The sequence below is a fragment of the Nocardia niigatensis NBRC 100131 genome (genome assembly GCF_000308655.1).
GTDB classification, from domain to species: domain Bacteria; phylum Actinomycetota; class Actinomycetes; order Mycobacteriales; family Mycobacteriaceae; genus Nocardia; species Nocardia niigatensis.
Map to the genome: position 1 here is coordinate 586,429 of NZ_BAGC01000043.1, position 25,042 is coordinate 611,470.

17 protein-coding genes are annotated in these 25,042 nt (G+C 68.8%); 11 read left to right on the top strand and 6 right to left on the bottom strand.

The window, feature by feature from the left end; all coding sequences use genetic code 11:
• Window positions 1-26: 26 nt before the first annotated feature.
• Window positions 27-899 carry a class I SAM-dependent methyltransferase gene (locus tag ON33_RS20000; RefSeq protein ID WP_040860381.1) on the bottom strand — a complete coding sequence of 291 codons (873 nt, stop codon included), beginning with the start codon at window positions 897-899 and terminating at the stop codon, window positions 27-29.
• Window positions 900-1,007: 108 nt separating this feature from the next.
• Between ON33_RS20000 and ON33_RS20005 the strand changes: the two genes are divergently transcribed.
• Both ON33_RS20005 and ON33_RS20010 read left to right on the top strand, forming a co-directional pair.
• A complete protein-coding gene (locus ON33_RS20005; protein WP_085996790.1) occupies window positions 1,008-1,715 on the top strand; it encodes a haloacid dehalogenase type II in 708 nt (235 codons plus the stop codon).
• Between the two features lie 56 nt (window positions 1,716-1,771).
• Entirely contained in the window at window positions 1,772-3,118 is a 1,347-nt protein-coding gene (locus ON33_RS20010; protein ID WP_040860382.1) for a TerD family protein, read from the top strand.
• Window positions 3,119-3,204: 86 nt separating this feature from the next.
• On the opposite strand, the gene ON33_RS20015 is transcribed toward ON33_RS20010, so the two are convergent.
• Window positions 3,205-4,302, bottom strand: coding sequence for a TerD family protein (locus tag ON33_RS20015; RefSeq protein WP_040860383.1), 1,098 nt, complete (start codon window positions 4,300-4,302; stop codon window positions 3,205-3,207).
• 281 nt (window positions 4,303-4,583) lie between these two features.
• Between ON33_RS20015 and ON33_RS20020 the strand changes: the two genes are divergently transcribed.
• From ON33_RS20020 to ON33_RS20030, 3 genes are all read left to right on the top strand, one after another.
• Window positions 4,584-5,216, top strand: coding sequence for a GNAT family N-acetyltransferase (locus tag ON33_RS20020; protein WP_040860384.1), 633 nt, complete (start codon window positions 4,584-4,586; stop codon window positions 5,214-5,216).
• 109 nt (window positions 5,217-5,325) lie between these two features.
• Entirely contained in the window at window positions 5,326-11,676 is a 6,351-nt protein-coding gene (locus ON33_RS20025; protein WP_040860385.1) for a type I polyketide synthase, read from the top strand.
• Window positions 11,673-13,064: an aminotransferase class I/II-fold pyridoxal phosphate-dependent enzyme gene (locus tag ON33_RS20030; protein WP_040860386.1), complete on the top strand. Its 1,392-nt coding sequence runs from the start codon at window positions 11,673-11,675 to the stop codon at window positions 13,062-13,064. The genes ON33_RS20025 and ON33_RS20030 overlap by 4 nt, the downstream gene beginning before the upstream one ends.
• Here ON33_RS20030 and ON33_RS20035 read toward each other — a convergent pair.
• Entirely contained in the window at window positions 13,037-14,281 is a 1,245-nt protein-coding gene (locus ON33_RS20035) for an MFS transporter (RefSeq protein WP_051152490.1), read from the bottom strand. The two genes, ON33_RS20030 and ON33_RS20035, sit on opposite strands and share 28 nt — an antisense overlap.
• A gap of 104 nt (window positions 14,282-14,385) precedes the next feature.
• Here ON33_RS20035 and ON33_RS20040 point away from each other — a divergent pair, with 104 nt between their 5' ends.
• Entirely contained in the window at window positions 14,386-15,285 is a 900-nt protein-coding gene (locus ON33_RS20040; protein WP_051152491.1) for a LysR family transcriptional regulator, read from the top strand.
• A gap of 173 nt (window positions 15,286-15,458) precedes the next feature.
• Here ON33_RS20040 and ON33_RS20045 read toward each other — a convergent pair whose 3' ends face one another.
• On the bottom strand, window positions 15,459-16,919 hold the full coding sequence (locus ON33_RS20045) for a lipase family protein (RefSeq protein WP_157184616.1): 1,461 nt from the start codon (window positions 16,917-16,919) through the stop codon (window positions 15,459-15,461).
• 10 nt (window positions 16,920-16,929) lie between these two features.
• Here ON33_RS20045 and ON33_RS20050 point away from each other — a divergent pair, with 10 nt between their 5' ends.
• The gene (locus tag ON33_RS20050; protein ID WP_040860387.1) at window positions 16,930-17,550 is read left to right on the top strand and encodes a TetR/AcrR family transcriptional regulator; all 621 of its coding nucleotides are present in this window, start codon (window positions 16,930-16,932) and stop codon (window positions 17,548-17,550) included.
• A 136-nt stretch (window positions 17,551-17,686) separates the two neighbouring features.
• On the opposite strand, the gene ON33_RS20055 is transcribed toward ON33_RS20050, so the two are convergent.
• Window positions 17,687-19,975, bottom strand: coding sequence for a molybdopterin-dependent oxidoreductase (locus tag ON33_RS20055; protein ID WP_040860388.1), 2,289 nt, complete (start codon window positions 19,973-19,975; stop codon window positions 17,687-17,689).
• Between the two features lie 157 nt (window positions 19,976-20,132).
• Here ON33_RS20055 and ON33_RS20060 point away from each other — a divergent pair, with 157 nt between their 5' ends.
• The 3 genes from ON33_RS20060 to ON33_RS20070 are packed head-to-tail and all read left to right on the top strand — an operon-like array spanning window position 20,133 to window position 23,400.
• Window positions 20,133-20,720, top strand: coding sequence for a TetR/AcrR family transcriptional regulator (locus ON33_RS20060; protein ID WP_083869112.1), 588 nt, complete (start codon window positions 20,133-20,135; stop codon window positions 20,718-20,720).
• Between the two features lie 2 nt (window positions 20,721-20,722).
• Complete coding sequence (locus ON33_RS20065) at window positions 20,723-21,580, top strand: 3-hydroxyacyl-CoA dehydrogenase (protein WP_040860390.1); 858 nt, start codon at window positions 20,723-20,725, stop codon at window positions 21,578-21,580.
• Window positions 21,581-21,636: 56 nt separating this feature from the next.
• Complete coding sequence (locus ON33_RS20070; RefSeq protein WP_040860391.1) at window positions 21,637-23,400, top strand: oleate hydratase; 1,764 nt, start codon at window positions 21,637-21,639, stop codon at window positions 23,398-23,400.
• Window positions 23,401-23,445: 45 nt separating this feature from the next.
• Here the strand turns inward: ON33_RS20070 and ON33_RS20075 are convergent, their stop codons facing one another.
• The gene (locus tag ON33_RS20075; protein ID WP_245550596.1) at window positions 23,446-24,378 is read right to left on the bottom strand and encodes a LysR family transcriptional regulator; all 933 of its coding nucleotides are present in this window, start codon (window positions 24,376-24,378) and stop codon (window positions 23,446-23,448) included.
• A 166-nt stretch (window positions 24,379-24,544) separates the two neighbouring features.
• On the opposite strand from ON33_RS20075, the gene ON33_RS20080 reads away from it, so the two are divergent.
• A complete protein-coding gene (locus ON33_RS20080) occupies window positions 24,545-24,982 on the top strand; it encodes a nuclear transport factor 2 family protein (protein ID WP_040860393.1) in 438 nt (145 codons plus the stop codon).
• Window positions 24,983-25,042 lie beyond the last annotated feature (60 nt).

A 25,042-nucleotide genomic window follows, 5' to 3' on the forward strand; every position in this document is an offset into this window, starting at 1 on the left:
GTCACGCGCGGAGTTTCAGGCAATCTTCAGTCCCCGACCGGCCCGCGGACCGCGTGCAGCAGCGGTGCCCGGCCGTTCCTGACCAGCAGATCCGGCAGCGGTGCACCGAGGTACTCGTCGAACAGCTCCGACAGCGACCGCAGCTCGACCGTATCGAAACCCACTGCGCGGAGCAGGTTCTCGATCTCCTCGGGTTCGAAGAAGCTGAGCCACGGTTCGTTCATCGCCGCGATCCGCTCGGCCCGTGCCCGCACCTCCGCCCGCTCCTCCTCGGTGTTTCCCGCGCTCAGGTAGTCGAGCACGACGTGGACCGGCTGCCCCTGCCCCACGATGAACCGCAGGGTCTCCTCGATGGCCGCCCGGGTCAGATACATGACGACGCCGAGCCAGACGAACACCGCCGACCGGTCCCGGTCGAACCCGACGTCCGCCAATCTCGCTGCCAGCGTGTCGGTTTCGAAATCCACCGGCACGAAGGTGAGCGACTCCGGAATCCCGATCGCGGCCTGCGCGAGCATCTCCCGCTTCCACTCCTGGGTGTCCGGGTGATCGACCTCGAATACTCGCAGGCCGGGGTGCGGATTCCGGTAGCCGAACGTGTCCAGGCCGGCCCCCAGAATCACCACCTGTGTGGTCCCGTCTGCGACGGCGGCCGCCACCACCTCTTCGGCGAACCGGGCCCGCGCACCCAGGAAGTACCGCCGCACCCGCTTCCGCGGATCGTTCCCGCCCGGCCGATCCAGCGTCGCCGTATCCAGTTCCCGGATCCGATCCGAGGTCACACCCAGAATCCGTGCCGCCAGCGGATCGGTGAACACCCGCGGCTCTCCCGAAAGCTGGTGATAGGCCCGCGCATACGCGGTGGCCAGAGCAGTCCTACTCGCCCTACCGGTCTCCATCCCCACAGCCTAGAACCGCCACCGACCGCCGGAACTATGACAAACCCCTCGAGTTCCGCTCGGTGCCACGGACCGCCGGACATGGGGGCCGGGGCCTAGTCTTCGGCTGTGAGCGTGTTGAGCGTGCAGGCGCTGCTGTTCGACGTACAGGGGACGGCGACCGATTTCCATTCGACCATTCGGCGGGCGGCCGCGGACGCGCTCGGCGGTGAACGGCCGGGCGAGGATTGGAGCGCGTTCGTGAACGAGTGGCGGGCCGCGTATTTCGCGGAGACGTCACAGCAGCCGGAGCAAGGGCCGTGGATGAGCGTGGCCTCGGTGTACCGGAAGACGCTGGATCCCCTGCTGGACGCGCGTGGGATCTCGGCCGGGGTGGCGGCGCGAGACGAGCTGGCCCGGGCGTGGGCCCGGCTGGATCCGTGGCCGGACACGGTGGCGGGGCTGCGGCGGTTGCGGACGCGGTTCACGCTGGCGACGCTGTCCAATGCGGATGTCAGTGCCGTGGTGGCGATTTCGCGGCACGGGGACCTGCCGTGGCATGCCGTTTTCGCGGCCGAGATGGCCGGGGTGTTCAAGCCCGACCCGCGGACCTATCGTCTCGCGGCGGGATATCTGGGCCTGGAACCGGCGGAGATCATGATGGTGGCCAGCCACAAGTACGACATCCGGGCGGCCGGCGCACTCGGGTTCCGGACGGCGTTCATCGCACGGCCGCTCGAATACGGCGATCCGGAACTCGGCGATGCGGAGTTCTCGGACGAATTCGATATCAATGCCGTGGATTTCCTCGACCTGGCCGACCAGCTCGGCTGCTGAGGACACCCCGGTCTCCTACAGTGGCAAGTGGACGTCTCGATACGGGAGGATCGGCCTTGTCCACAACGCTTGTGAAGGGTCAGAACGGACCGCTCACCACGCCGGAGGTGGTGGTCTCCGTCCGGGTCGCGGCGGCCGCCGGGCTGTCCGCGCTACTGGTGACCGAGCACGGGAAAGTGCGCTCGGACGCGGATTTCGTGTTCTACAACCAGCCCTCCGGGCCCGGGGTGCGGCTCCGGAACGGAGCGGCGGGGCAGCCCGCCGAACTGTCGGTGGCATTGGCCCAGGTGCCGGCCGACATCACCGAGATCCGGGCGGTGATCACGCTCGAGGAGGCGGGTGCCACCTTCGGCCGGATCGCGCCGCCCAGCGCGGTGGTGTCCGATCAGCAGGGTAACCCGCTGTACGAGTACAAGATCGAGGACCTGCAGAGCGAATCGATCGTGATCGCGGTGGAGCTGTACCGGCGCTACGGGAACTGGAAGGTGCGCGCGGTCGGCCAGGGCTACGCGGGCGGCTTCGCGGCCCTGGTCACCGATCACGGGGTCACCGTCGACGACGCGGCGGCGCCCGCCGATACCCGCGCTGCTCCCCCGCCCCCGCCGCCACCGGCCCCCACGGCCTACCCGCCGCCGGTCGAGCCGACCTACGTCACGCCGAACTCGCCGTATCCGACACAACCGCCCCCGAACTCGCCGTATCCCGCGCCACCGCAGCCGACTTCCCCGTATCCGGCTCAGCCGCAGCCGAATTCGCCCTATCAGGCCCCGCCCCCTGGCCCCACCCAGCCGGCCGGCGACGGCGGGCTCTCACGCGGACGGCCGGTGAATCTGTCCAAGGGCCAGCGCGTCACCCTGCGCAAGGACGGCGGCGTCGCGCTCACCCGGATCCGGATGGGACTCGGGTGGGACCCGGCCCGGCAGGGCGGACTGTTCGGGCGGCGAGCGGTGAACATCGACCTGGACGCCTGGGTGGCCATGTTCGCCGACCGGCATCTGGTGGACGTGGCCTACTACGGACAGCTCACATCCAAGGACGGCTCCATCCGGCATTCGGGCGACAACCTGACCGGTGAGGGCGCCGCCGGGGACGACGAGGTGATCCTGGTCGACCTGAGCCGGGTGCCGCGCCACGTGACCACGCTGCTGTTCATCGTCACCTCGTACCAGGGCCATACCTTCGAGCAGGTCAGCAATGCCTACTGCCGGCTGGTGGACGACACCACGCAGGCGGAGCTGGCCCGCTACGCGCTGGCGGGCGGCATGCCGTTCACGGCCATCGCCATGGCAAAGGTATTCCGCACGAACGGGGAATGGAGCCTGCAGGCCATGGGCGAGGGCTTCCAGGCCAAGCATCCCGGTGAGGCCGTCCCGCAGCTGGGCCGGTTCATCACCGTCTCCTGACGAACCGTGGGGCGCGGGACGGAATCCGCAGTCGGCCGGACCTGCTCACCCACGGCACACCGGCGACCCGCCGGAAGGCCCGGCGCTCAGAGGAACTCGGTGACCTGCGTGGCGGCCTCGACCGGGTGGCCGGCCTGGATCGGATGGCCGAGGGCCAGCACCTTCCAGATCCCGTCCTCACGGTGCACCTTGGCCACCACCATGCCCGTATGCGGGCCGCCCGAGCTCAGGTTGGATCGGGTGAGCTCGGCGTTGTTGGTGCCGTCGATCAAGCGCCAGAAGGCATTCCGCACGCGCTCGAAGGTGTGGCCCGCGTAGGAGGTGATCACGAAGACGATGGCGGTGACATGCGGGCCCACCCGGGTCAGGTCGACGGTGATGACCTCGTCGTCGCCCTTGCCCTCACCGGTGAGGTTGTCGCCGGAGTGCCGGATGGCGCCGTCCTTTGTCACCAGCTGGCCGTAGTAGGCGGCGTCCACCAGATCGTGCCCGGCGTACACCAGGGCCGAGGCGTCCAGATCGATCTCGACCGGGCGCGAGCCCCACTTGTGCTGCACGTGCACGGGATCCCAGCCCAGCCCCATCTTGACGAAGCTCAGGTCGGCGCCCTGCCGCCGCAGCGCGACGGTGTCACCGGCCTTCAATACCGGAGAGATGGCCGGCGCGGCCGGGCGCGCCGCGGCCTGCGGCGAGCTGCTGACGGACACGCCGTGCTCGGCGAGCAGCGCCGGAAAGCCACCGGGATGACCGAAGCCGACCGCGCGGGCGTACCAGCCGTCCTCGCCGCGGTCGAGATCGACCGCCGCGACCGTCGACTCGTTGCCGAGACCGTCGATCACGTACTCGTACAGCGGGTTTCCACGATCGTCGGCAATGCCGATGTGCGGGGCGGGATAGTCGCCGAGGCGGCCGTCGCGGTCGTCCAGGCTGACGACGATGCGGATGTGCGCCACGCCCTGCGGTACCGAGCGCAGGTCGACGGCGACGGCGTTCTGCCCGGGCACCAGCTGGACGCCGGGGCCCGCGGGCTGGTTGTAGAAGATCAGATCACCGTCGCTGCGGACGGCGCCCCGATCGGTGAGAAGCAGTGCGGCGAGGTCGATACCCGCGCTGAAGTGCACCGTCACGGTGATGTCCGCGACGCCCAGTTCACCGGTTTGTCCTTGGGTGAGAAGTGCGGCCACGCTCCCACTCTATGGGAACCTCGGGCAACCTGGACGAAACGATGAGATATCGCTTTCACGCGCGCGCACCTTATGACATATCACGACGCCAGACCACCCTCCGGCGAATCGTTTTATGCCACAACACGAATCGGTCGCATGATCAGTAACTTACGGGTACCCTACTCGGCAGTAGCTTGGAAGGCTGCCGTCCAGTGAGGACAACCAGACAAACTGGGCGTGGTCACACTGTCCGTCATCGAGGTCGGGCGCTAACGGGCATGAAAACGTAAGGGACAGTTTTGGTTCAGTCGGGTGCACCGGCCGTTCGCCGCGCCACCGAAGCCGACATCGAGGACATGGTCCGGGTACTCGCCCTGGCCTTCGAGACCGACGATCCGATCGAGGACTACGTCTTCCCCGATCCCGAGGCCCGCCGCCGGCGCGCGCCCGGCATGATTCGCGTTCTCATCAAGCACCGCTACCTGCCCGCCGAGGCCGCCATCGTGGCCGAGGTCGACGGCCGGGTCGTGGGCGCCCTGCTCTGGATTCCCGACGGATACCGCAATCCGGTATGGCGGGAAGCGATTTCGGGTCCGCAGCTGCTGTGGGCCATGGGCGCCGGCGCGACCAGGCGCGGCATCGAGATCGATACCGCCATCGCCCGGACCGCGCCCGGGCAACCGCACAACTACATCGTCTATCTGGGCGCGGAACCGGAGGCGCAGCGGGCCGGGGTGGGCCGTGCGCTGATGGCCTGGCTCATCGCCGAGACCGATGCGCACGGGCGGGCACTGTGCGGAATCTGCAAGGACGACAACATCATCTACTACGGGGCATTCGACGCCGAGCCGGTCAGCCGGATCCGAATCGGGAGCAAGGGTCCGGAGTTGAACTTCCTCGTGCGTCCGGCGGTGCGGGCCAACGCCGGCTGACCGCATCGGGGGTGCGAGCTCGGATCGCCGACACGGTCCGGGCCACTTCGCATTTCCGCAGTTCGCGGGGGGATTACCAGGTTCGTTGCTGTTTTGCCGAGGAGACGTAGTGTCTGACATTGCCATTGTCGGAATCGGGTGCCGCTACGCCGGTGGTATCGATTCACCGGAATCGTTCTGGGACTTCATCATCAACAAGGGCGACGGGGTCGTGGAGATCCCGCCGGATCGGTGGGACTACCGCCGGTACTACGACCCCGACAAGCGCACTCCGGGGCGCATGTACACCAAGCGGGCCGCTTTCATGACCGGCGATCCGTGGGCCTTCGACCCCGAGTTCTTCGGCATCTCGCCGCGCGAGGCCGCCGCCATGGACCCGCAGCAGCGGCTGATCCTCGAGGTGGCGTGGGAGGCCCTGGACGACGCCGGCATCGCCGGGCGCGTCTCGGGCGCGCCGATCGGCGTGTACGTCGGGGCCTTCACCCTCGACCAACTGGGCATGTCCTGCTCCACCGCGACACTGCCGTGGGTGGACATGCACACCGCGGCGGGCGCGTCCTACACCATGCTCTCCAACCGGATCGCGTACGCGCTCAATATGATCGGTCCCGCGCTGACCGTCGATACCGCGTGCTCGTCGTCGCTGGTGGCCTTCCACCTGGCCTGCCAGGCGCTGGAGAACGGCGACTGCACCATGGCGCTGGCCGGCGGCGTCACCCTGCTGCTGCAGCCCGAGACCTTCGTGTCCATGTGCAAGGGCGGCTTCCTGGCCGCCGACGGCCGCAGCAAGCCCTTCGACGCCGCCGCCGACGGCTACGGGCGCGGCGAGGGCTCCGGCATGGTCGTGCTGAAGCGGCTCGCCGACGCCGAACGCGACGGGGACCGGATCTACGCGGTGGTCAAGGCCACCGGCTCCAATCAGGACGGGCGCACCACGGCCATCACCGTCCCCAATGCCGATATGCAGGAGGAACTGGCCAGGACGGTGACCCAGCGGGCCGGCATCGCACCGCACGAGGTCACCTACGTGGAGGCGCACGGCACCGGCACACCGGTGGGCGACCCGCTGGAACTGCGGGCCATCGGGCGGGCCTACGGGCGGGTCGACGGGCGCACCGCGCCGCTGGGCGTGGGCTCGGTGAAGGGTCAGCTCGGGCACACCGAGGCGGCCTCGGGCATCGCCAGTGTCATCAAGTCGGCACTGGCCATCACCCACCGGACCATCGCGCCGCAGGGCTGGCTGCACGAGCCCAACCCGGACATCCCGTTCGACGAGCTGGGGCTGACCCTGCAGCTGGACGCGGAGCCGGTCGCGCCCGATACGCGAATGACAGTGGCGGTCAACGGCTTCGGATACGGCGGCACCAACGCGCACGTGATCCTGCAGGAATACGCCCCGGTGGCGACGCCGGCACGCGAGCCCCGGCACCTCGGCGTGCTCCCCATCTCGGCCCGTACCGACACCGCCGCGCGCGAATTGGCGCGCGGCTACGCCGAACTCATCGCGGCCGGCGCCGAGCCCGCGCGGCTGGCCGAGGCGGCGTGGACGCGCCGCCACCACCACATCGTGCGCGCGGGCCTGACCTTCGGCGACGACGCCGGCCTGGTGCGGGCCCTGGTGGACTTCGCCGCCGGCGAGGGCCGCACCGCCAAGGTGATCACCCGCAAGACACCCGAACCGGTCTGCGTCTTCACCGGCATGGGACCGCAGTGGTGGGCCATGGGCCGCCAACTACTCACCGCCGGTGGCGTTTTCGCCGCCGAGGCCGAGCGGATCGACGCGGTGTTCCGGGAGATCTCGGGCTGGTCCATCGTCGAGGAACTGCTGCGGCCCGAGGAGGAGTCGCGGGTCACCTCGACCGCGGTCGCCCAGCCCGCCAACTTCCTGATCCAGGTGGCGCTGGTCGCGCTGCTCGACGAGCTGGGCATCCGGCCCGCCGCCGTGGTCGGCCACAGCGTCGGCGAGGTGTCGGCCGCCTATGTCACGGGCATGCTCTCGCTGCGCGACGCGCTGCTGGTCAGCTATCACCGGGCGCGTTTGCAGGCCACCACGGCCGGTTCGGGCGGCATGCTCGCCATCGGCCTGCCCCCGGCCGCGGCCCTGGAACTGATCGAGGGCGACGAGCTGGTCAGCATCGCGGCCGTCAACAGCCCGAGCGCGGTCACCCTGGCCGGGCAGGAGCAGCGTCTCGACGAGATCGCCGAATCCCTCACCGAGCAGGGCGTTTTCGCACGCCGACTACAGGTCGAGGTGCCCTACCACAGCTACCTGATGGATCCGATCCTCGACGAGCTGCGCACCGCGCTGGCCGGGCTCGAGCTGGCCGATCCGCGAATTCCCCTGTGGTCCACCGTGACCGGCGCCCGCGTCACGGCCGGCGACTGGGACGCCGAGTACTGGTGCGCCAATGTGCGGCAGCCGGTGCGCTTCGCCGACGCCGTCACCGAGCTGGTCGGCGCGGGCAGCCGGGTATTCCTCGAGGTCGGCCCGCATCCGGTGCTGGGCGCCAACATTCGCGAGATCCTCATCGGCGCGGGCGAGACCGGCACCACCGTCGCCACGCTGAACCGCAAGCAGGAGGACGACGAGAGCATCCGCCAGACCGTCGCGGGACTCTACGCCGCGGGCGTGCTCGACATCGACGCCCTCTTCGGCACGGCCGTCACCCCGCACGTGGACCTGCCGCGCTACCCGTGGCAGCGCACCCGGCTGCGTGTCGAACTACTCGGCCTGCAGCAGCTCAAGTACGGCACCCCCGGCGGCTACCGCATGCTCGGCGATCCGACGCTCGAGGACCCGACCACGGCCTGGCGTATTCAGCTCAGCGTGGGCGACCTGCCGTGGCTGGCCGACCACGTGGTGGGCGGCTCCCGGATCCTGCCCGGCGCGGCCTATCTGGACGCGGCGCTGAGCGCGGCCGCGGTGCGCACCGAGTCCACGCGGGTCGCCGTCGAGGAGGTCCGCTTCCTCGCGCCGCTGGTGGTGGACGAGGGCATGGCGCCGGTGGTGGAACTGCACGTGGAGGAATCCACGCGGCGCTTCACGATCCGCTCCCGCGAACCCGCGAGCGTCAACTGGACCGTCAATGCCACCGGCCGCCTGGTCGAGGGCGTCTACGAGCCCGCCAAGGCCGATCTGCCGGTGCTCGAGGAGATGCTCGTCATCGACCCGGACGCCTATTACACCGCCTTCGCCGCGCGCGGCCTCGACTACGGGCCGGCCTTCCGCCGCGCCACCGAGCTGCGGGTGTCCGGCAATACCGTGGTCGCCACCCTGGACGGCGCCATCGCCCGCGACAGCGGCCACCTCGCCCACCCGGCCGTGGTCGACGCCGCCGTGCAGTGCTTCGGCGCGGTCCTCGCCGCCGCGCCGAATGCCGAACGGGGCGCGCTGGTTCCGGTCGCGGTGGACGGGGTGCGAGTCTTCGCGCCCATCCCCGATCAGGTGACGGTGGTGGCGCGGCTGCACAGTGGCGCCGACCTGACCTGCGACTACGACCTGCTCGACGCCGAGCAGAACGTGGTCATGCGAATCATCGGACTGCGGCTGGGAGCCATCAACCCGGATCGCGGTGCGCTGCAACGGCTCACGGACTACTTCTACGAAAACCGCTGGGACATGCGGGAACCCGTGGACGTCAGCACGCTGCCGTCCCCCGAGACCGCGTACACCCTGGCCATCGACCTCGCCACCGAGGCCGGACCGCGCGCCGGTGTCATCGCGGGCGCCACCGCCCACGGTGAGGTGCTCGCGGTCGGCGATCCGACCCGCGCCGACCTGGAAGCCGTGGTGCGCGAACGCCTGCAGCAGATCGTGGCGCTGACCGGTGTCGAGCGCACACACGTCGTGCTGGTCGCGGGCTCGGAATACACCGACCTGGACGCGCTCTGGACGCTGCGCCGGATCGCGGTGACCGTCGAGGGCTTCCTCGAGGACTGGCTGCAACAGCGGGCCGTCGAGATCCCCATGACCGGCGACGGCACCCTGCACGCCACCCTCGTCACCGAGCGCGCCTTCGCGCACCCGGACGAGGATGCCGCACCCGACCCGGCCCACGCCGCCCTGGCGGGCGCCCGCCGGGTCCTGCTCAACGAGCAGTCGCGGCTGCGCTGGCGGTTGGTCGACGTGGATCCCGATGTGGCCGATGCGGATCTGATGGCCGAGCTCGCCATCGCGGGCGCCTTCACCTACGACCACGCCGACGAGGTGGTACTGCGCAACGGCCTGCGGTGGGTAACGGTGGTCGCGGCCACCCTGCCCGACCGGCTCGAGGCCCTGGACCGGGCGGAACCGCTCACCGATCCGGAGGCGAATTTCCGCCTGGAGCTGCCGAAGTCGCGAGTGCTGTCCCGGCTGGCGTGGCGGCGCTGCGACCGGCGCGCCCCGGGCGCCACCGAGGTAGAGGTGCGGATCCAGGCCATCGGCCTGGGCTACAAGGACCCGCTCAAGGTCATCGGCGTGCTCGGCGAGCGCGAGATGGCGGGCACCTTCTACGGCACCGAACCCGGGATGGAGGCCGACGCCGTCGTCGTCCGGATCGGCGCCGAGGTCGACAATCTGGCCGTCGGCGATCGGGTGTTCCTGACCTCCAAGGCCATGATCTCCCGCTTCCACACCACCGACGCCGACCTGGTCACCCGGGTCTCCGAGCACACCGAGATCGGACAGTGCACCAGCACGGTCGCCTTCGCCACCGCCGAGTACTCGCTGCTGGAACTGGCTCGGGTGCGGGCCGGCGACGTGGTGCTGGTGCACGGCGCGGCCGGCGGCGTCGGCTCGGCGGCCGTGCAGATCGCGAAACTGCACGGGGCCACCGTGATCGGCACCGCGGGCAGCGACGAGCGGCGAGCCTATGTGCTGTCGCAGGGCGCGGACCACGCGCTCGACTCCCGCTCGCTGAACTTCGCCGACGACGTCCTCGGCCTCACCGACGGTCGCGGCGTGGACGTGGTGATCAGCACCGCGCCCGGGGAGATCCTGCGCCGGAACTTCAAGGCGGTGGCCGAGTTCGGGCGCATCGTGGAGATCGGCAAGGCCGACATCTACGGCGGCGGCGTCCTCGATCTGGGGTACTTCGACAAGAACCTCTCCTACCACTCCTTCGACCTGGATCGCATGCTCGCCCTGAAGCGGCGGGCCACCGGCGAACTGGTCCAGGGCGTGCACGAGAAGCTGGCGGCCGGGACCTACCGGTACCTGCCCTACGAGCTGTACGACACGGCCGACGTGGCCAAGGCGTTCGAGGACGTGGCCCGGTCGGCGCACTTCGGCCGCATCGCGGTGAGCCTGGAGTCCGCGGCGCCGCAGGTGCGTCCGATGATTCCGGCGGTCATCGTTGACCCGGCGGCGCGGTACCTGATCACCGGCGGCTTCGGCGCCTTCGGCCTCGCCATGGGCCGCTGGCTGGTGGGGCTGGGCGCACGGCGGCTCACCCTGGTCGGGCGCGGCGGTCCGCGCACCGAGGCCGCCCGGACCCAGCTCGCGATCTGGCAGGAGCAGGGCGTCGAGGTGGTCGAGGAGCGGGTGGACGTCACCGACACCTACGCCATGACCGCGGTGATCGCGCGGGCGCACAGCGCCGGACATCCGCTGCGCGGTGTCTTCCACACCGCGGGCACGATCGACGACAAGCGGGTCCCCGACATGAGCCGGGACAGCCTCGCCACCGTGTACCGGCCCAAGGCCGAGGGCGTGATCGCGCTGCGGCACGGCATCGAGGCCGCCGGGGCGGAACTCGACATGTTCGTACTGTTCTCCTCCGGCAGCGCCATCTTCGGCAGCATCGGCCAATTCGCCTACACCGCAGCAAATCTCGCGCTCGACGCCACCGCCGACGTGGTGGCGCGCGAGGGCGGCAAGGTGCTGTCGGTCGGCTGGGGTCACATGTCCGGCGGCGGCATGGCCGAGGACGAATACGTGTCCCGCTATTTGCGCACCGCCGGATTCGACCCGATCAGCATGGAGGAGGGCGCCGAATACCTGGAGAAGGCACTGGAACTCGGCATCCACCACCAGGCGTCCATCATTCCCATCGACTGGTCCCGGGTGGCCTCGACGGTGTCCTGGTACGCCATGACCGGGCGCACCGCCGAACGCATCGCCGCCGCGGTCGAGGACAATTCGGCCGCCTCCCACCTGGTGGCGGCCCTGCGTGAGCTCGACGAGCAGAAGCGTGCGGACGTGGTGGCGCACATGCTCGCCGAACAGCTGGCGGTGGTGATGGGCGTCGACGCCGACTCCATCGATCTGTCCGTGCCGGTGCCGGAACTGGGTCTGGACTCACTGATGGCGGTGGAATTCGGTGCGCTGGTGAGCAAGACGCTCGGTGTGGACCTGATGGCCATGAAGGTCGGGCGATCCTTCACCCTCCAGCAGGCCGGCGCCCGTGCGGCCGAACTCCTGGTCGGCGCGACCGAAGCCGGACAGCCGGCGGCAGTGACCGAGGTGGTGCCGGCATGAGCGAGTCCGCACGCGATCTTGCCCGGAAACTCCTGGCGGGCAATGGGATCAAGGAGACCACGGGCACCGCGCCCGCGGTGAAGCGCGCCGTGTCCACCGGCTTCGCGCCGCCGGCCGGCCGGTCCGGCGCGCGTACCCCGCGCGGCCCCGGCCGCCAGTTCGCCGATCACCCCGACGTCGCCGCGGCCGTGGTGAAGCGGGTTGCCATCGACGCCCTCTACGGCCGGTCGGGGATGCCGAACCCGGTCTTCCTGCCGCGAACCAGCCCGAACGACACCGTGATCCGGGCGCTGGACACCGAGCTGGTGAACTTCAGCGCCTACAACTACCTGGGATTGTCCAGCCATCCCCGGGTGGTCCGGGCCGCCCAGGACGCGCTCGACCAGTACGGCGCCTCCGCGTCGGCCAGCCGGATCGTCTCCGGCGAGATCGCGCTCTACGGCGAGCTCGAACAGCGGCTGGCCGGCATCTACGACGTGGGCGACGCCATGGTGACCACCAGCGGCTACCTCACCAATGCCGGCGTCATCGGCTTCCTGCTGCGCGAGGGCGATGTGGCCTTCTGCGACAGCCTGATTCACGGCAGCGTGGTGTCGGGCACCCAGTGGGCGGGGTGCCGCCGGATCAACTTCCGGCACAACGACCCGGACTCGCTGCGGTCGGTGCTGAAGATGTCGCGCTCCGGGTTCGACCGGGCGCTGGTGGTGGTCGAGGGCCACTACTCGATGGACGGCACCGTCGGCCGCGTCGCCGAACTCGCCGCCGTCGCACGCGAATTCGACTGCGCGGTCATGGTGGACGAGGCCCATTCGCTCGGCGTCTTCGGACCCACCGGGCACGGCATCCGCGAGCACTACGGCATGGCCGGGGCGGACGTGGACATCTGGATGGGCACCCTGTCCAAGGCGCTGGGCAGCGTCGGCGGGTTCATCGCCGCCGACGCCGACCTGATCGGGGCGATGAAGTCCAGCGCACCCGGCGTGTCCATGCTGACCGGCGGGCCCGCGCCCTCGGGCATCGCCGCCGCCATGGCCGCGCTCGATGTGCTCGAGGCCGAACCGGAGCGGGTCACCCGGCTGTGGGACAACGCGCGACTCTTCGATACGGCGCTACGGGAACGGGAGCTCAATCTCGGTGACTCCCAGGGCACCCCGATCCTGCCGGTCATCGTGCCGGGCGAGATCCGGGCCGGATTCGTCTCGGCCCACCTGCTGCAGCGCGGCGTGTATGCCGGGGCCATCTCGGCCCCGGCGGTTCCGGCGGGCAAGGAACGGCTGCGCTTCTTCCTTACCTCCGAACACACCGAGCGGCAACTGATCTCGACGGCCGACCTGCTCGCCGAGGCCATCACCATGTCCGGTCAGCTGCCCGCCGACATGGCGGGCTGACCCAGGCCCGCCCGCTGTGGGCGAAGTGCGAACACCGCCCACAGCAGCAGGCCCAACACCGTTGCGGCGACGCCGATTCCGCACACCATTGCCCAGCCGCCCGCCTCGTAGGCCACCCCGGCGGTCACCGAACCCGCGACGCCGCCCAGGAAGTAGGTGACCATGTAGGCGGTCGTCAGGCGGCTGCGCGCGGCCGGATCGAGGGCGTAGATGGCGCTCTGATTGGTCAGATGCGCGCCCTGGATACCGAAGTCGAAGATCACCAGTGCGGCGATCAGCGCGAGCACGCTGTACCCGCCCCAGGCCATCAGCGCCCAGCTCGCCAGCAGCACCAGCCAGGTCAGCGTGGTGACGCGGCGCAGGTGCCCCCGATCGGCCAGCCGGCCGACCACCGGCGCGCCCAGCGCCCCGACCACGCCCGCCAGGCCGAACAGGCCGATGGCGAATTCCCCGTAGTGGTAATCGCTTCCGTGCGCGCCGGACAGCAGGAAGGCGATGGCCGTCCAGACCGCCGAGAAGCAGGCCATGAGGATGAAGCCCAGCGTCATGCGCTGCCGCAGCACCGCGTGCCGGCGGACCAGGCCCAGGATCGAGGCCAGCACCTGCGGGTAGCTCTCCCCCGCGGCCGCCCGCGGCGTGGCGGGCGCGAGCAGATAGACGCTCACCGCCATCACCACCTGGAGTCCGGCCGCCACCAGCAGCACCGCGCGCCAGCCGCCCAGCTGCGCCACCGCCCCGGACAGCACCCGCGACAACAGGATTCCGAGCAGCAGCCCGCTCATCACCGTGCCGACCACCTGCCCGCGCCGGGCCGGATCGGCCAGCGCCGAGGCCCACGGCACCACCACCTGCGCGGCCGAGGCCGCGACACCCGTGGCCACCACCCCCGCGAACAGGACGCCGAAGTTCGGCGCCAACGCCGAAACCAGCAGGGCCGCAACCGAGGCCAGCAGCAGTACCGGGACCATGCGGTGGCGGTGCAGGAAATCGCCCAGCGGCACCAGCAGGGCCAGGCCGCACAGGTAGCCGATCTGGGCCGCGCTGACCAGCAGGGCCGCGGTGGCGGTGGAGATGTTCAGATCCCCGGCGACCTCGTGCAGCAGGGGTTGCAGATAGTAGTTGCCCGCCGCCGACGAGCCCGCCGTCACGGCGAACACCAACACGGTCGTGCGGGTCAGCGCGGTCTCGCGCACAGGCCGCGCGGGCGCGGCGGTCATCGAATCGATCACCAGTTCATGGTGGGGCGCGCGAACGGATCAACAAAAGCGATGGTTTTAGATACTGCCATCTATGAACTAGATGCCATGGGTAGGCTCTGTCCATGGAGTTGCGCCAGATCGAATGCTTCCTGGCCTGCTGTGACCACCGGTCCTTCACCGCCGCGGCGCGGACACTGAACCTGGTGCAATCGGCCGTCTCCACCAGCGTCGCCAAGCTCGAGCACGAACTCGGCGTGCGCCTGTTCGACCGCACCCCGCGCACCCTGGAGCTGACCGAGGCGGGACGGGCCATGGTCGCCCCCGCCCGCACCCTGCTGCGCGCCCGCCGCGACATCGTGGACGCCATCGACGCGGCGCGCGGCGAGATCCGCGGCGAGGTGGTCATCGGCAACCTCATGAACGTTCACAATTTCGACCTGGCGGGCATCATCGCCGAACTGCACCAGCGGTTTCCGGCGGTCACCCTGCAAATGCGGCAGAGCATCTCCGGCATGGCGGGCAATGTGGCCGGGCTGCGCGACAATTCGCTGGAACTGGCGCTGCTCGCGGGCATGAGCAGCGAATTCCCCGGCATCACCACCCATCTCATCGTCGAGGAAACCCTCGTGCTGTGCACCGCGCCCGGTCATCCGCTGGCGAGCCGCTCCTTCCGGGCCGCCGACCTGGATGGCGTTCGCTTCATCGACTTCCCGCCGGGCTGGGGCATCCGCACCATCGCCGACGACCTCTTCTCCGGCCGCCATCCCGTCATCGAGGTGGCCGACCAGGCCTTCGCATTGGAACTGGCCGCCAAGGACTTCGGGGTGGCGCTCATCCCGAAGTCCGTCGCGAGGCTCTCCCCCGGTGTGCCCTATTGCGACTTCGCACCCCGGCCGCTGCCCTGGAAGCTGTGCGTCGGCCATGCCGCCGAGCGCACACCGTCCAACGCGGCCCGCACCGTCATCGAGGCCCTCACCGCGAGCGGGACACACGGTCGTCGTCGCGAAGTCGGCTGGACGTAAGGTTTTCGGCCTCGCCACCGCCCGATGTCCGCCTCGCGTAGCCGCAGTCGGAGCAGGGCGTCGGGAACGCGAAGTGGCCGGCCGCCAAGCCGGCCACCCTGTACCGCAGGCAAACTCAGCGAGTCAATCCTCATCAGGCGATACGTCACAATCCATTGCTACCTCTGCGATCACTACTTCTGTTCGCAATTCACCTGATCAAGGATTCCGACGTCGTTGAATCGATCGATCATCCATGCGGCGGCAGCCGGGACGTTGGCGAATTCGGGGACACCGTGACCGACGGCGGTCCCTGGAATGATCGGCGGCAGCTCGATGGTGCTGAGCGTGACCGGGACGCCTCGCTCACACCAGGTCTGCGCGAGGTCGTGAACACGGTTGTAGGGGACCGCGTCGTCATTGACGTTGGAGGCGAGCAGAACTGGTGCGGCGGGGGTCAGGTTTCCGATGGCCTGTTCCTCGACTATGCGACGCCCGATCGGGTCGCCGGTGACCGCAGCGCCCAGTGATTCGCCGGTGTTGGTCCATTGCGTGGTGTGCTGGAACGAATAGTTCAGCAGCGTTTCACCGACGCATTGGTCGGCGGTGTTGCTCATCATGGCTCGACCCTGGTCGTTGAGTATGCGGTCGAGTACGGGACCGATTTCCGGATCGGTGCGTACCGCTCCGTCGAGGAAGTAGCCAACGGCTCCGATGAGGGTGCTCCCTTCCGCCAGGGCCAGCGTGTCGTCCAGCTTCACCGGCGGGGCTCCCGCGTAGGTGCCCTTCATGTTCAGCTCCGGAGCGTATGTCGGCTGCAATTCCGCAGCGGCCGCCGCGGCATGGCCACCCTGGGAGTAGCCCCAGAAACCCACCGGCCCATCTGGACTCAGCGAGGTTCCGGGAAGGCGCTGCGCGGCTCGTGCCGCGTCTATCACCGCCCGCGCGGAGGCGGCGCGATTGCCGTAGGGGTGGGGACCCGGGGTCCCGAGTCCGACGTAATCGGTGAAGACGACCGAGATCCCCTGCCCCAGCAGGTAATCGACAGCCAGCTGTTCGTAGGCGATCGACAAGTCGAAGGGCGGGCTGTAACGCACCAGGGATTGCATCGCGATCGAAGGCGCGCATTGACGCCCCTCGCCGATCGTTCCCGATGCCAGTGACACCAGGGGCCGGCTCAGGCCCGGCCATGGAGTGCTGGGCTCGAAGTAGGTGCCGGTCACAGCGATCGCGCGACCGGCGTCGTCGACACTGCGGTACATGATGCGCCGAGCCGTGCCAGGGAAAGCTCCCGTGGCCGAGGGAACCGACAGGACCGGCGTGAACGGTTGTTCGCGGATCACATCTCCGGCCGCACCGGGCAACTCAGCGGGCGGTTCATAGAACGACCCCCACGGACCCGCCGGCGCCAGTACATCGGGAGGACTTGCCGACGCCGGTGGCGTACCGACTCCGGTGAACAGCACACCGCAGACCACCGCCAGCGCCGCCGAACAGGCCCGGACACTTGTTTGCATCGAGGTTGACTCCATCCATTGACCCCCGCGACAGCTCGTGACCAGTGATGCAGGACACATGGGAATGTCGCGTGAGCTGATTACAGACATTTTGTGTCCGTTAGTCAAGGGCGGTTGATGATGGGGATCCTCGGGCAAGATTGAGTCCGTGAGTTCCCAGACGCGACCACAGGACGCCTCGCCTGCCCGCGGTCGTCCGCGAGACCCGGGCATCGAGGCCCGGGTTTTCGCCGCAGTGCAGACCGTCTACTGGGAGACCGGTTGGTCAGGCTTCACCATCGACGCAGTCGCCAAGACGGCCGGCGTCGGCCGCCCGGCGATCTACCGCCGGTGGCCGACCAAGATCCGACTGCTGATCGCCGCACTCGAGCAGGTCTCTCCACTGCACGATCCGATCGACACGGGAACAACGCGTGGCGATTTGAAAGAGTTGACACGGCACCTGCTCGCTGGCTATCAATCTCGGTCCGGATTGGTTGCACTCCGGGTCGCGCTCGACGCTCGGGTGTTTCCCGAGCTTCTCGAACCACTCACGCTGACGATCAGTGCCAGCCGTTTGGCGGCGACCCGCGAAATCGTGAGACGTGGGATCAACCGTGGCGAACTGCCCGCCACCACGAACATCACCACGCTTTTGGAGATGGTGACCGGCGCCGCCTTGAGCCATATCCTCTTTTCCCACAGAGCGGCCAGGCCACCATGCCCCGACGACGCTTACGTCGAGCGCCTGGTCGACATGGTCCTGACGGGCGCCGGGTCCGAAAGCTAACCCATTGGGCAGCTCGCGCACTCGCCAGTCGGCTGCGGCGGCCGGGTTCGGAGCGGAATGCAACATCCGGCTTCTCATCCCTGCCCCGGAAGTCAGCGGTCACCACACCACGACCCACCCGGAGTCATCGGCGAGCTCAGCAATCGGCGATCGCGGGCGGGCCGGTGACGGTCAGCGGCGGGACCGGGCCGGTGTAGCGCTCGATCTCCACCAGGGACAGCTGGCCGGTGCAGCCCTGGCTCAGGCGGGAGGTGCCGCGATCGGCGGTCAGCGCGTTCGGGTTTCCGTGGCGGCAGAATGTCGGGTCGTCGGGGTCGGGGTCGTACCAGGCTCCGGTCGACAGCTGCGCGACCGCGGGCCGTACGGCTTCACTGATTTCCAGTCCGGCCAGACAGCTGCCGCGGTCATTGAAGATCCGGACGATGTCACCCGAGCCGAGGCCGCGCGCGGCGGCGTCCTCCGGATGCAGCCGGACCGGTTCGCGGCCGCAGATTTTCGTGGACTGGCTGTGCGCGCCGATATCCAGCTGACTGTGCAGCTTGGTTCGGGGCTGGTTGGCCACCAACTGCAGAGGGAACCGCGCCGCCAGCGGACTGCCCAGCCACTCGTCGGGCTCGAGCCAGACCGGGTGCCCCGGGCAATCGCCGTAGCCGAAGCCCGCGATGGTCTCGGAGAAGATCTCGATCCGGCCGCTCGGGGTGCGGAGTGGATGCGCTGCCGGGTCGGCCCGGAAATCCGCGAACGCGATGTGCTCCTCGGCCTCGAGGGGCAGCTCGAGCGATTCGCCCGCCCAGAACTCGTCGTAGTCGGGCACCTCGTGGCCTCGGCCGGCCAATCGCTCCCGCCACTCGCCGTAGAGGTGGCGCAGCCACTCCCGCGCCGTCCGGCCCTCGGTGAATTCCTTTCCGACGCCCAGTTTTTCGGCGAGCTCACCGAACATCCAGTAGTCGTCGCGGGCCTCGCCGTGCGGGCGGGTCAGGGCGGGCATCGGGAACAGGAAGCGGTCGCCCTCCCCGGAGCCGTAGTCGTCGCGTTCGATCGTCATGGTCGAGGGCAGCACGATGTCCGCGTGCCGGGCCGTGGCCGACCAGAACGGATCGTGCACCACCACGGTGTCCGGGCGGCCGAACGCGGTGCGCAGCCGGGCCAGATTCTGGTGGTGGTGGAAGGGATTGCCACCCGCCCAATAGACCAGCCGGATATTCGGATACGTACGGTGTTCGCCGTTGTATTCGTAGGGCGCGCCGGGATTCAGCAGCATGTCCGCGATCCGCGCGACCGGGATGAAATCGTGGACGCCGTTGACGCCCTGCGACAGGCGCGGCGGCGACGTGAGCCGCACGGCCAGACCGACATTCGCGGCCGAACCATAGCCGTGTCCGAATCCGCCACCGGGCAGGCCGATCTGGCCGAGCATGGCGGCGAGGACCACGCCGAGCCACAGCGGCTGCTCCCCGTATCGGGCGCGTTGCAGCGACCAGCTCACCGTGACCAGCGTGCGCGTGCCCGCCATCTCCCGAGCCAGCGCCCGAATCCGTTCCGCGGCAATGCCGGTGATCGGCTCCGCCCACTCCGGATCCTTGACGATGCCGTCGTCCACACCGCGCAGGTAGCCGGCGAAACGCTCGTAACCGACGGTGTAGCGGTCCAGGAAAGCGTTGTCCGCCAATCCTTCCGCGTCCAGCACCTGGGCGAGCGCGAGCATGAGGGCGGCATCGCTGCCGGGCCGGGCCGCGATCCACTCGGCCGCCGCGCCGGCCGGGATATCGTCGCGCAGCGGAGAGACGGTGACGAACCGGCAGCCGTTCTCGCGCGCCGTCTCGATCCAGCCGCGCCCGTTGTGCCGGGACACCCCGCCCGGTGCCACCGCCGCGTTCTTCGGCGACAGTCCCCCGAACGAGACCACCAGCTTCGAATGTTCGGCCAGCACCGATTTCGTGGTGGCGCGCGTCATGATCGTGCCCATGTCCGCGAGGATGTGCGGCAGCAGCACCGTCGACGCGCCCAGGCTGTAGCTGTTGCGGTGTGAGACGTAACCGCCGAGGCAGTTCAGGAAACGGTGAATCTGGCTCTGCGCGTGATGGAATCGGCCGGCACTGGCCCAGCCGTAGGACCCGCCGTACACCGCCGACGCGCCGAAATCGCGGTACACCCTGGCCAATTCGCCGGCCAGCAGGTCCAGCGCGGTCTCCCACGACACCGGCACGAATTCGTCCGCGCCGCGGTCCGCGGGACCGGGACCGTTCTCCAGCCAGCCTTTTCGCACATGGGGCTGCGCGATGCGCGCCGGATGATGCTGGGCGGAGGCCACATTCCCGATCAGCGGAGAGGGCTCGGGATCACGGCTCCAGGGTCGCACCGCGGTGAGCCGCTCCCCGTCGCTGCTCGCCTCGAAAACGCCCCAGTGGGTGAGATGCGTCGCCATTCGACCAAGATACGCGCGGCCAAGACCGTCCCGGGTTGCGCTTTCAATAACCGGGAGTACGCTCATTTCTGAGTCCACTCAGTTCTGAAGGCGGGGTTGGAGGTGCCCGATGACCGTTCAGGCACGGTCGACACACGTCGGACGTCGGCAACGGAAGATGCACGATAAGCAGTCCCGGATCTTCGAAGCCGCCGCCACGCTGTTTGCTGAATACGGTTTCGATCAGGTGACCACCCAGCAGATTTCGGACCGCGCGGACATCGCCGCGGGCACCCTGTTCCGGTACGCCGCCACGAAGGGCGAACTGCTGCTGATGGTCTACAACGAGGAACTGCGGACCGCGCTGGACGACGGCGCTGCCGCGTCCCGGACCCGGACCGACCCGGCGGAAGCGGTGTCGGCCATGCTCGATCCGCTGCTGCGCGCGGCCGAGCGGAGGCCCGAGAACACCATCGCCTATCAGCGTGAACTGCTTTTCGGCTCACCCACCGACAAATACCGCTCCGAGGGCCTGGCACTGGTGGCCCGGCTGGAGTCCATGATCGCCGCGCGGCTGCTCGAAAACCCCTCGGCGCGTGGGGAAGAGCAGGCCCGGCTGGCGGGACGCAGCATCTTCGCGGTCCTGCACCTGGCACTGGTGCAACCGTCCACCGGGGCGCATCCCGGCCACGACGCCATGGCGGATCTGCGGGCGCAGATCGCACAGATAATCGCTGGATTCCTCACATCCCCAGGGAGGCAATGACAATGACCATCGAGATCCGCAAGGTCACCGTGCTCGGCACCGGAGTTCTCGGTTCCCAGATCGCATTCCAGACCGCGTTCCGCGGATTCGACGTCACCGCGTACGACATCGACGACGCGGCCCTGACCGCGGCGCGCGGCCGCTTCGACAAGCTGGCCGCCGTCTACCGGCAGGCGGTACCGGGCGGCGCCGACGGGAAGGCCGAGTCGACCGCGGCGGGCATCGCGCTGACCTCCGATCTCGGCGCGGCCGTCGCCGACGCCGACCTGGTGATCGAGGCGATCCCCGAGGTGCTCACCATCAAGCAGGACACCTACGAGAAGCTGGGCAAGCTCGCGCCCGAGCGCACCATCTTCGCCACCAACTCCTCCACGCTGCTGCCGAGCGCCATGAAGGACTTCACCGGTCGCCCGGACCGGTTCCTGGCGCTGCACTTCGCGAATCAGGTGTGGCACTTCAACACCGCCGAGATCATGGGCACCGCCGACACCGATCCGGCCGTCTACCAGGCCGTCGTGGACTTCGCCACCGCCATCGGCATGGTGCCGATCGAGCTGCACAAGGAGAAGGCCGGCTACGTCCTCAACTCGCTGCTGGTGCCGCTGCTGAACGCGGCCATGACGCTGGCCGAGGGTGGCTACGCCGAGCCCGACGCCGTGGACAAGACCTGGCGCATCGGCACCGGCGCCCCGGCGGGGCCGTTCCAGATCCTCGACATCATCGGCCTGACCACGCCCTACAACATCATGATCAACAACAGCGACGAGACCGCGCAGCGAATCGCCAAGTGGCTCAAGGACAACTACATCGACCAGGGCAAGCTCGGCATCGCCAGCGGGGAGGGCTTCTACAAGTACTGAGCCGAGATCCACGACAGCTGAGCACTTCCAGATCACCTTCAGGGATAGGAATTCGCATGTTCTACAGCAGTGGCAATTACGAGGCCTTCGCCCGCCCGCGCAAGCCCGCGGGAGTGGACGGGAAGACGGCCTGGTTCGTGGGATCCGGTCTGGCGTCGCTGTCCGGCGCCGCCTTCCTGATCCGCGACGGTCAACTGCCCGGGAGCAAGATCACCATTCTGGAAGAGCTGAAGCTGCCCGGCGGCGCGCTCGACGGCATCAGGGAACCGAAGAAGGGCTTCGTCATTCGCGGCGGCCGCGAGATGGAGAACCACTTCGAATGTCTGTGGGACCTCTACCGGACCATCCCGTCCATGGAGATCGAGGGCGCGAGCGTGCTCGACGAGTTCTACTGGCTCAACAAGGACGACCCGAACTTCTCCCTCGAGCGCGCCACCGTCAATCGCGGGCAGAGCGCCCAGACCAAGAACCTCTTCACGCTGAACGCCAAGGCACAGCAGGACATCACCAAGATCTTCCTCGCCACCCGTGAGGAGATGGAGGGCAAGCGCATCAACGAGGTGTTCTCGCCGGACTTCTTCGAGAGCAACTTCTGGATGTACTGGCGCACCATGTTCGCCTTCGAGGACTGGCACAGCGCGCTCGAGATGAAGCTCTACCTGCATCGCTTCATCCACCATATCGGCGGCCTGCCGGACTTCTCGGCGCTGAAGTTCACCAAGTACAACCAGTACGAGTCACTGGTGCTGCCGCTGTACCGCTGGCTGCTCGACCAGGGCGTCACCTTCAAGTTCGACACCACGGTCACCGACGTCGACTTCGACCTCGCCGCGGATCGCAAGCAGGCCACCAGGATTCACTGGATCTCGGAGGGCGTCGAGGGCGGCGTCGACCTGGGGCCCGACGATATGGTGCTGATGACCATCGGCTCGCTGACCGAGAACTCCGACGAGGGCGACCACCACACCCCCGCCAAGGTCAACGACGGCCCGGCTCCCGCCTGGGATCTATGGCGCCGGATCGCGGCCAAGGACAAGGCTTTCGGCCATCCGGACGTGTTCGGATCGCACATCCCCGAGACCAAGTGGGAGTCGGCCACCGTCACCACCCTGGACGGGCGCATCCCCGAATACATTCAGAAGATCTGCAAGCGGGATCCCTTCAGCGGCAAGGTCGTCACCGGCGGCATCGTCACCGTGAAGGACTCCAGCTGGCTGATGAGCTGGACGGTCAACCGGCAGCCGCACTTCAAGCAGCAGCCCAAGGACCAGATCGTGGTGTGGGTGTACTCGTTGTTCGTCGACAAGCCGGGCGACTACGTGCAGAAGACCATGCAGGAGTGCACCGGCGAGGAGATCACCCAGGAGTGGCTGTACCACCTGGGCGTTCCCGAAGCCGACATCCCGGAGCTGGCCGCGAACGCCGCCAAGTGCGTCCCGGTCATGATGCCGTACGTGACCGCGTTCTTCATGCCCCGCAAGGCCGGTGACCGTCCGGACGTGGTGCCGAAGGGTGCGGTCAACTTCGCCTTCATCGGCCAGTTCGCCGAGACCAGCCGCGACTGCATCTTCACCACCGAGTACTCGGTGCGCACCGGTATGGAGGCGGCGTACCGGCTGCTCGACATCGAACGCGGCGTCCCGGAGGTCTTCAACTCCACCTACGACGTCCGCGCCCTGCTGGCCGCCATGACCCGCCTCCGCGACGGCGATCCCATCGATCTCCCCGGCCCGGATCTGCTGTGGCGCGGGCTGGCAAAGCGCCTCGGCAACAACGAGATCGGCGAACTGCTCACCCAGTACGGCATCATCGGCCAGTAATCCCGGCCACGGTGGCCCGGTTCCGCTGGGACCGGGCCATTGTCGTCAGCGGTCGCAGTCGCTCCAGGCGCGGGCGGCCGCCAGCAGCCGGGCGCGGACGCGATCCGCGTGAGGGCGGTCGGGGCCGCCGACACGGCGGGCCAGGAAGACCGTGTTGATCGGTGCGTCCTCCGGGTCGTGGAGCTTCCGGATTGCGCCCGAGGCCAATTCGCCGGCGCACAGGTAACTCGGCAGCACCGAGATGCCGGCACCCGCCACGACCGCGGCGAGCACGGCACGCAGGTCGGGAATCACCAGGCCCGGATCCGCTTCCAGGCGGGTCCCGAAGACATGCCGCCAGTAGCGCCGCACGATCGGGAAGTCGGATGCGTAGGCGACCAGCGGTGCCACGCCGAAGTCGTTGGCGCGCAATCGATCCAGATCGGTGCGGGCGGCCACCTCGGGCGCGGCCACCAGGATGAACTCCTCGTCGGCGAGGGGTTCGGCGAGCACGGCGCGGCCGCGCGGCCGGACGGTCGAGAGAACAAGGTCCAGTTTGCCGACCCGGAGATCCGCGAGCAGATCGTCGGCCAGACCGATGCTGACCGCGAGCCGGACGCCGTCGAACACCAGTGGCGCGAGCGCGGGCAGGGCCAGGGTGGACAGCAATTCGGCCGGGCCGCCGAGCAACACGGGCGGTTCCACGGCGGCGACGGTGTCGGGGGAACCGTTGCCGATCACCGACTCCAGAGCATCGAGCGGGGCCGAGACCCGGGCGGCCAGATCGTGGGCGGCGGCGGTGGGTGCCACACCGCGCGGCAGCCGCTCGAAGAGCGGGCGGCCGAGCTGACGTTCCAGCGCCTGCAACTGGGTGGTGGCGGTCGGCTGTGAGAGACCGACCTGCCCGGCGGCCGCGGTGATCGACCCGGCTCGGTAGACGGCCAGGAAGGTCCGCAACTGCGCGAGATCCATCGAGCCGTCAGCCTGCTTGTGTCGCACCCGGCGAGTCTATTGACCCGGCACCGCATTGCCGCGGTAGCCAGCTTCGTCGACCGCTACCTAAATACTCAATTTTTTGACTAGCGATGACCTGGACACTCCGGTCAGCCGCGCGCTACTGTTCGAAGTCGGTAGACAATGATTTGATTATTGAAATCGAGGGATCATGCACCCGTTCCGGAAGGCCGTCGAAGCCCGTGACGCGGCGGCCATCGAGGCCCTGCTCGCCGACGATGTCATCTTCACCAGCCCGGTCGCCTTCAAGCCCTATCGGGGCAAGGCCATCACCGCCGCCATCCTGCGCGGAGTCATGCGGGTGTTCGAGGACTTCCGCTACATCAAGGAGATCGGTGCGGCGGACAGCAGCGATCACGCCCTGGTCTTCGAGACCACGGTCGCGGGCAAGCGCATCACCGGATGCGACTTCCTGCACGTCGACGCCGACGGCTTGATCGACGAGTTCACGGTGATGGTGCGCCCGCTCTCCGGCGCGCAGGTCCTCGCGGAGGCGATGGCCGCGCAGTTCGAGCGGATCCAGGCCGAGGCCGTGGCGCAAATCGAACGGGAGGCAGCAGCGGCCGAACGCCAAGCGGCGGGCTCGTGAACGAGTCCGGCCCGGCTCCCGTGGCGGCCGATTTCCTGGGATGATCCACGAACAGTCACC

Excerpts from the sequence above, each read along its gene's own strand:
- ON33_RS20000 (WP_040860381.1), bottom strand. The coding sequence starts at position 899 with ATGGAGACCGGTAGGGCGAGTAGGACTGCTCTGGCCACCGCGTATGCG.
- ON33_RS20030 (WP_040860386.1), top strand. The coding sequence starts at position 11,673 with ATGAGCGAGTCCGCACGCGATCTTGCCCGGAAACTCCTGGCGGGCAAT.
- ON33_RS20035 (WP_051152490.1), bottom strand. The coding sequence starts at position 14,281 with ATGACCGCCGCGCCCGCGCGGCCTGTGCGCGAGACCGCGCTGACCCGC.
- ON33_RS20040 (WP_051152491.1), top strand. The coding sequence starts at position 14,386 with ATGGAGTTGCGCCAGATCGAATGCTTCCTGGCCTGCTGTGACCACCGG.
- ON33_RS20055 (WP_040860388.1), bottom strand. The coding sequence starts at position 19,975 with ATGGCGACGCATCTCACCCACTGGGGCGTTTTCGAGGCGAGCAGCGAC.
- ON33_RS20060 (WP_083869112.1), top strand. The coding sequence starts at position 20,133 with ATGCACGATAAGCAGTCCCGGATCTTCGAAGCCGCCGCCACGCTGTTT.
- ON33_RS20065 (WP_040860390.1), top strand. The coding sequence starts at position 20,723 with ATGACCATCGAGATCCGCAAGGTCACCGTGCTCGGCACCGGAGTTCTC.
- ON33_RS20070 (WP_040860391.1), top strand. The coding sequence starts at position 21,637 with ATGTTCTACAGCAGTGGCAATTACGAGGCCTTCGCCCGCCCGCGCAAG.
- ON33_RS20080 (WP_040860393.1), top strand. The coding sequence starts at position 24,545 with ATGCACCCGTTCCGGAAGGCCGTCGAAGCCCGTGACGCGGCGGCCATC.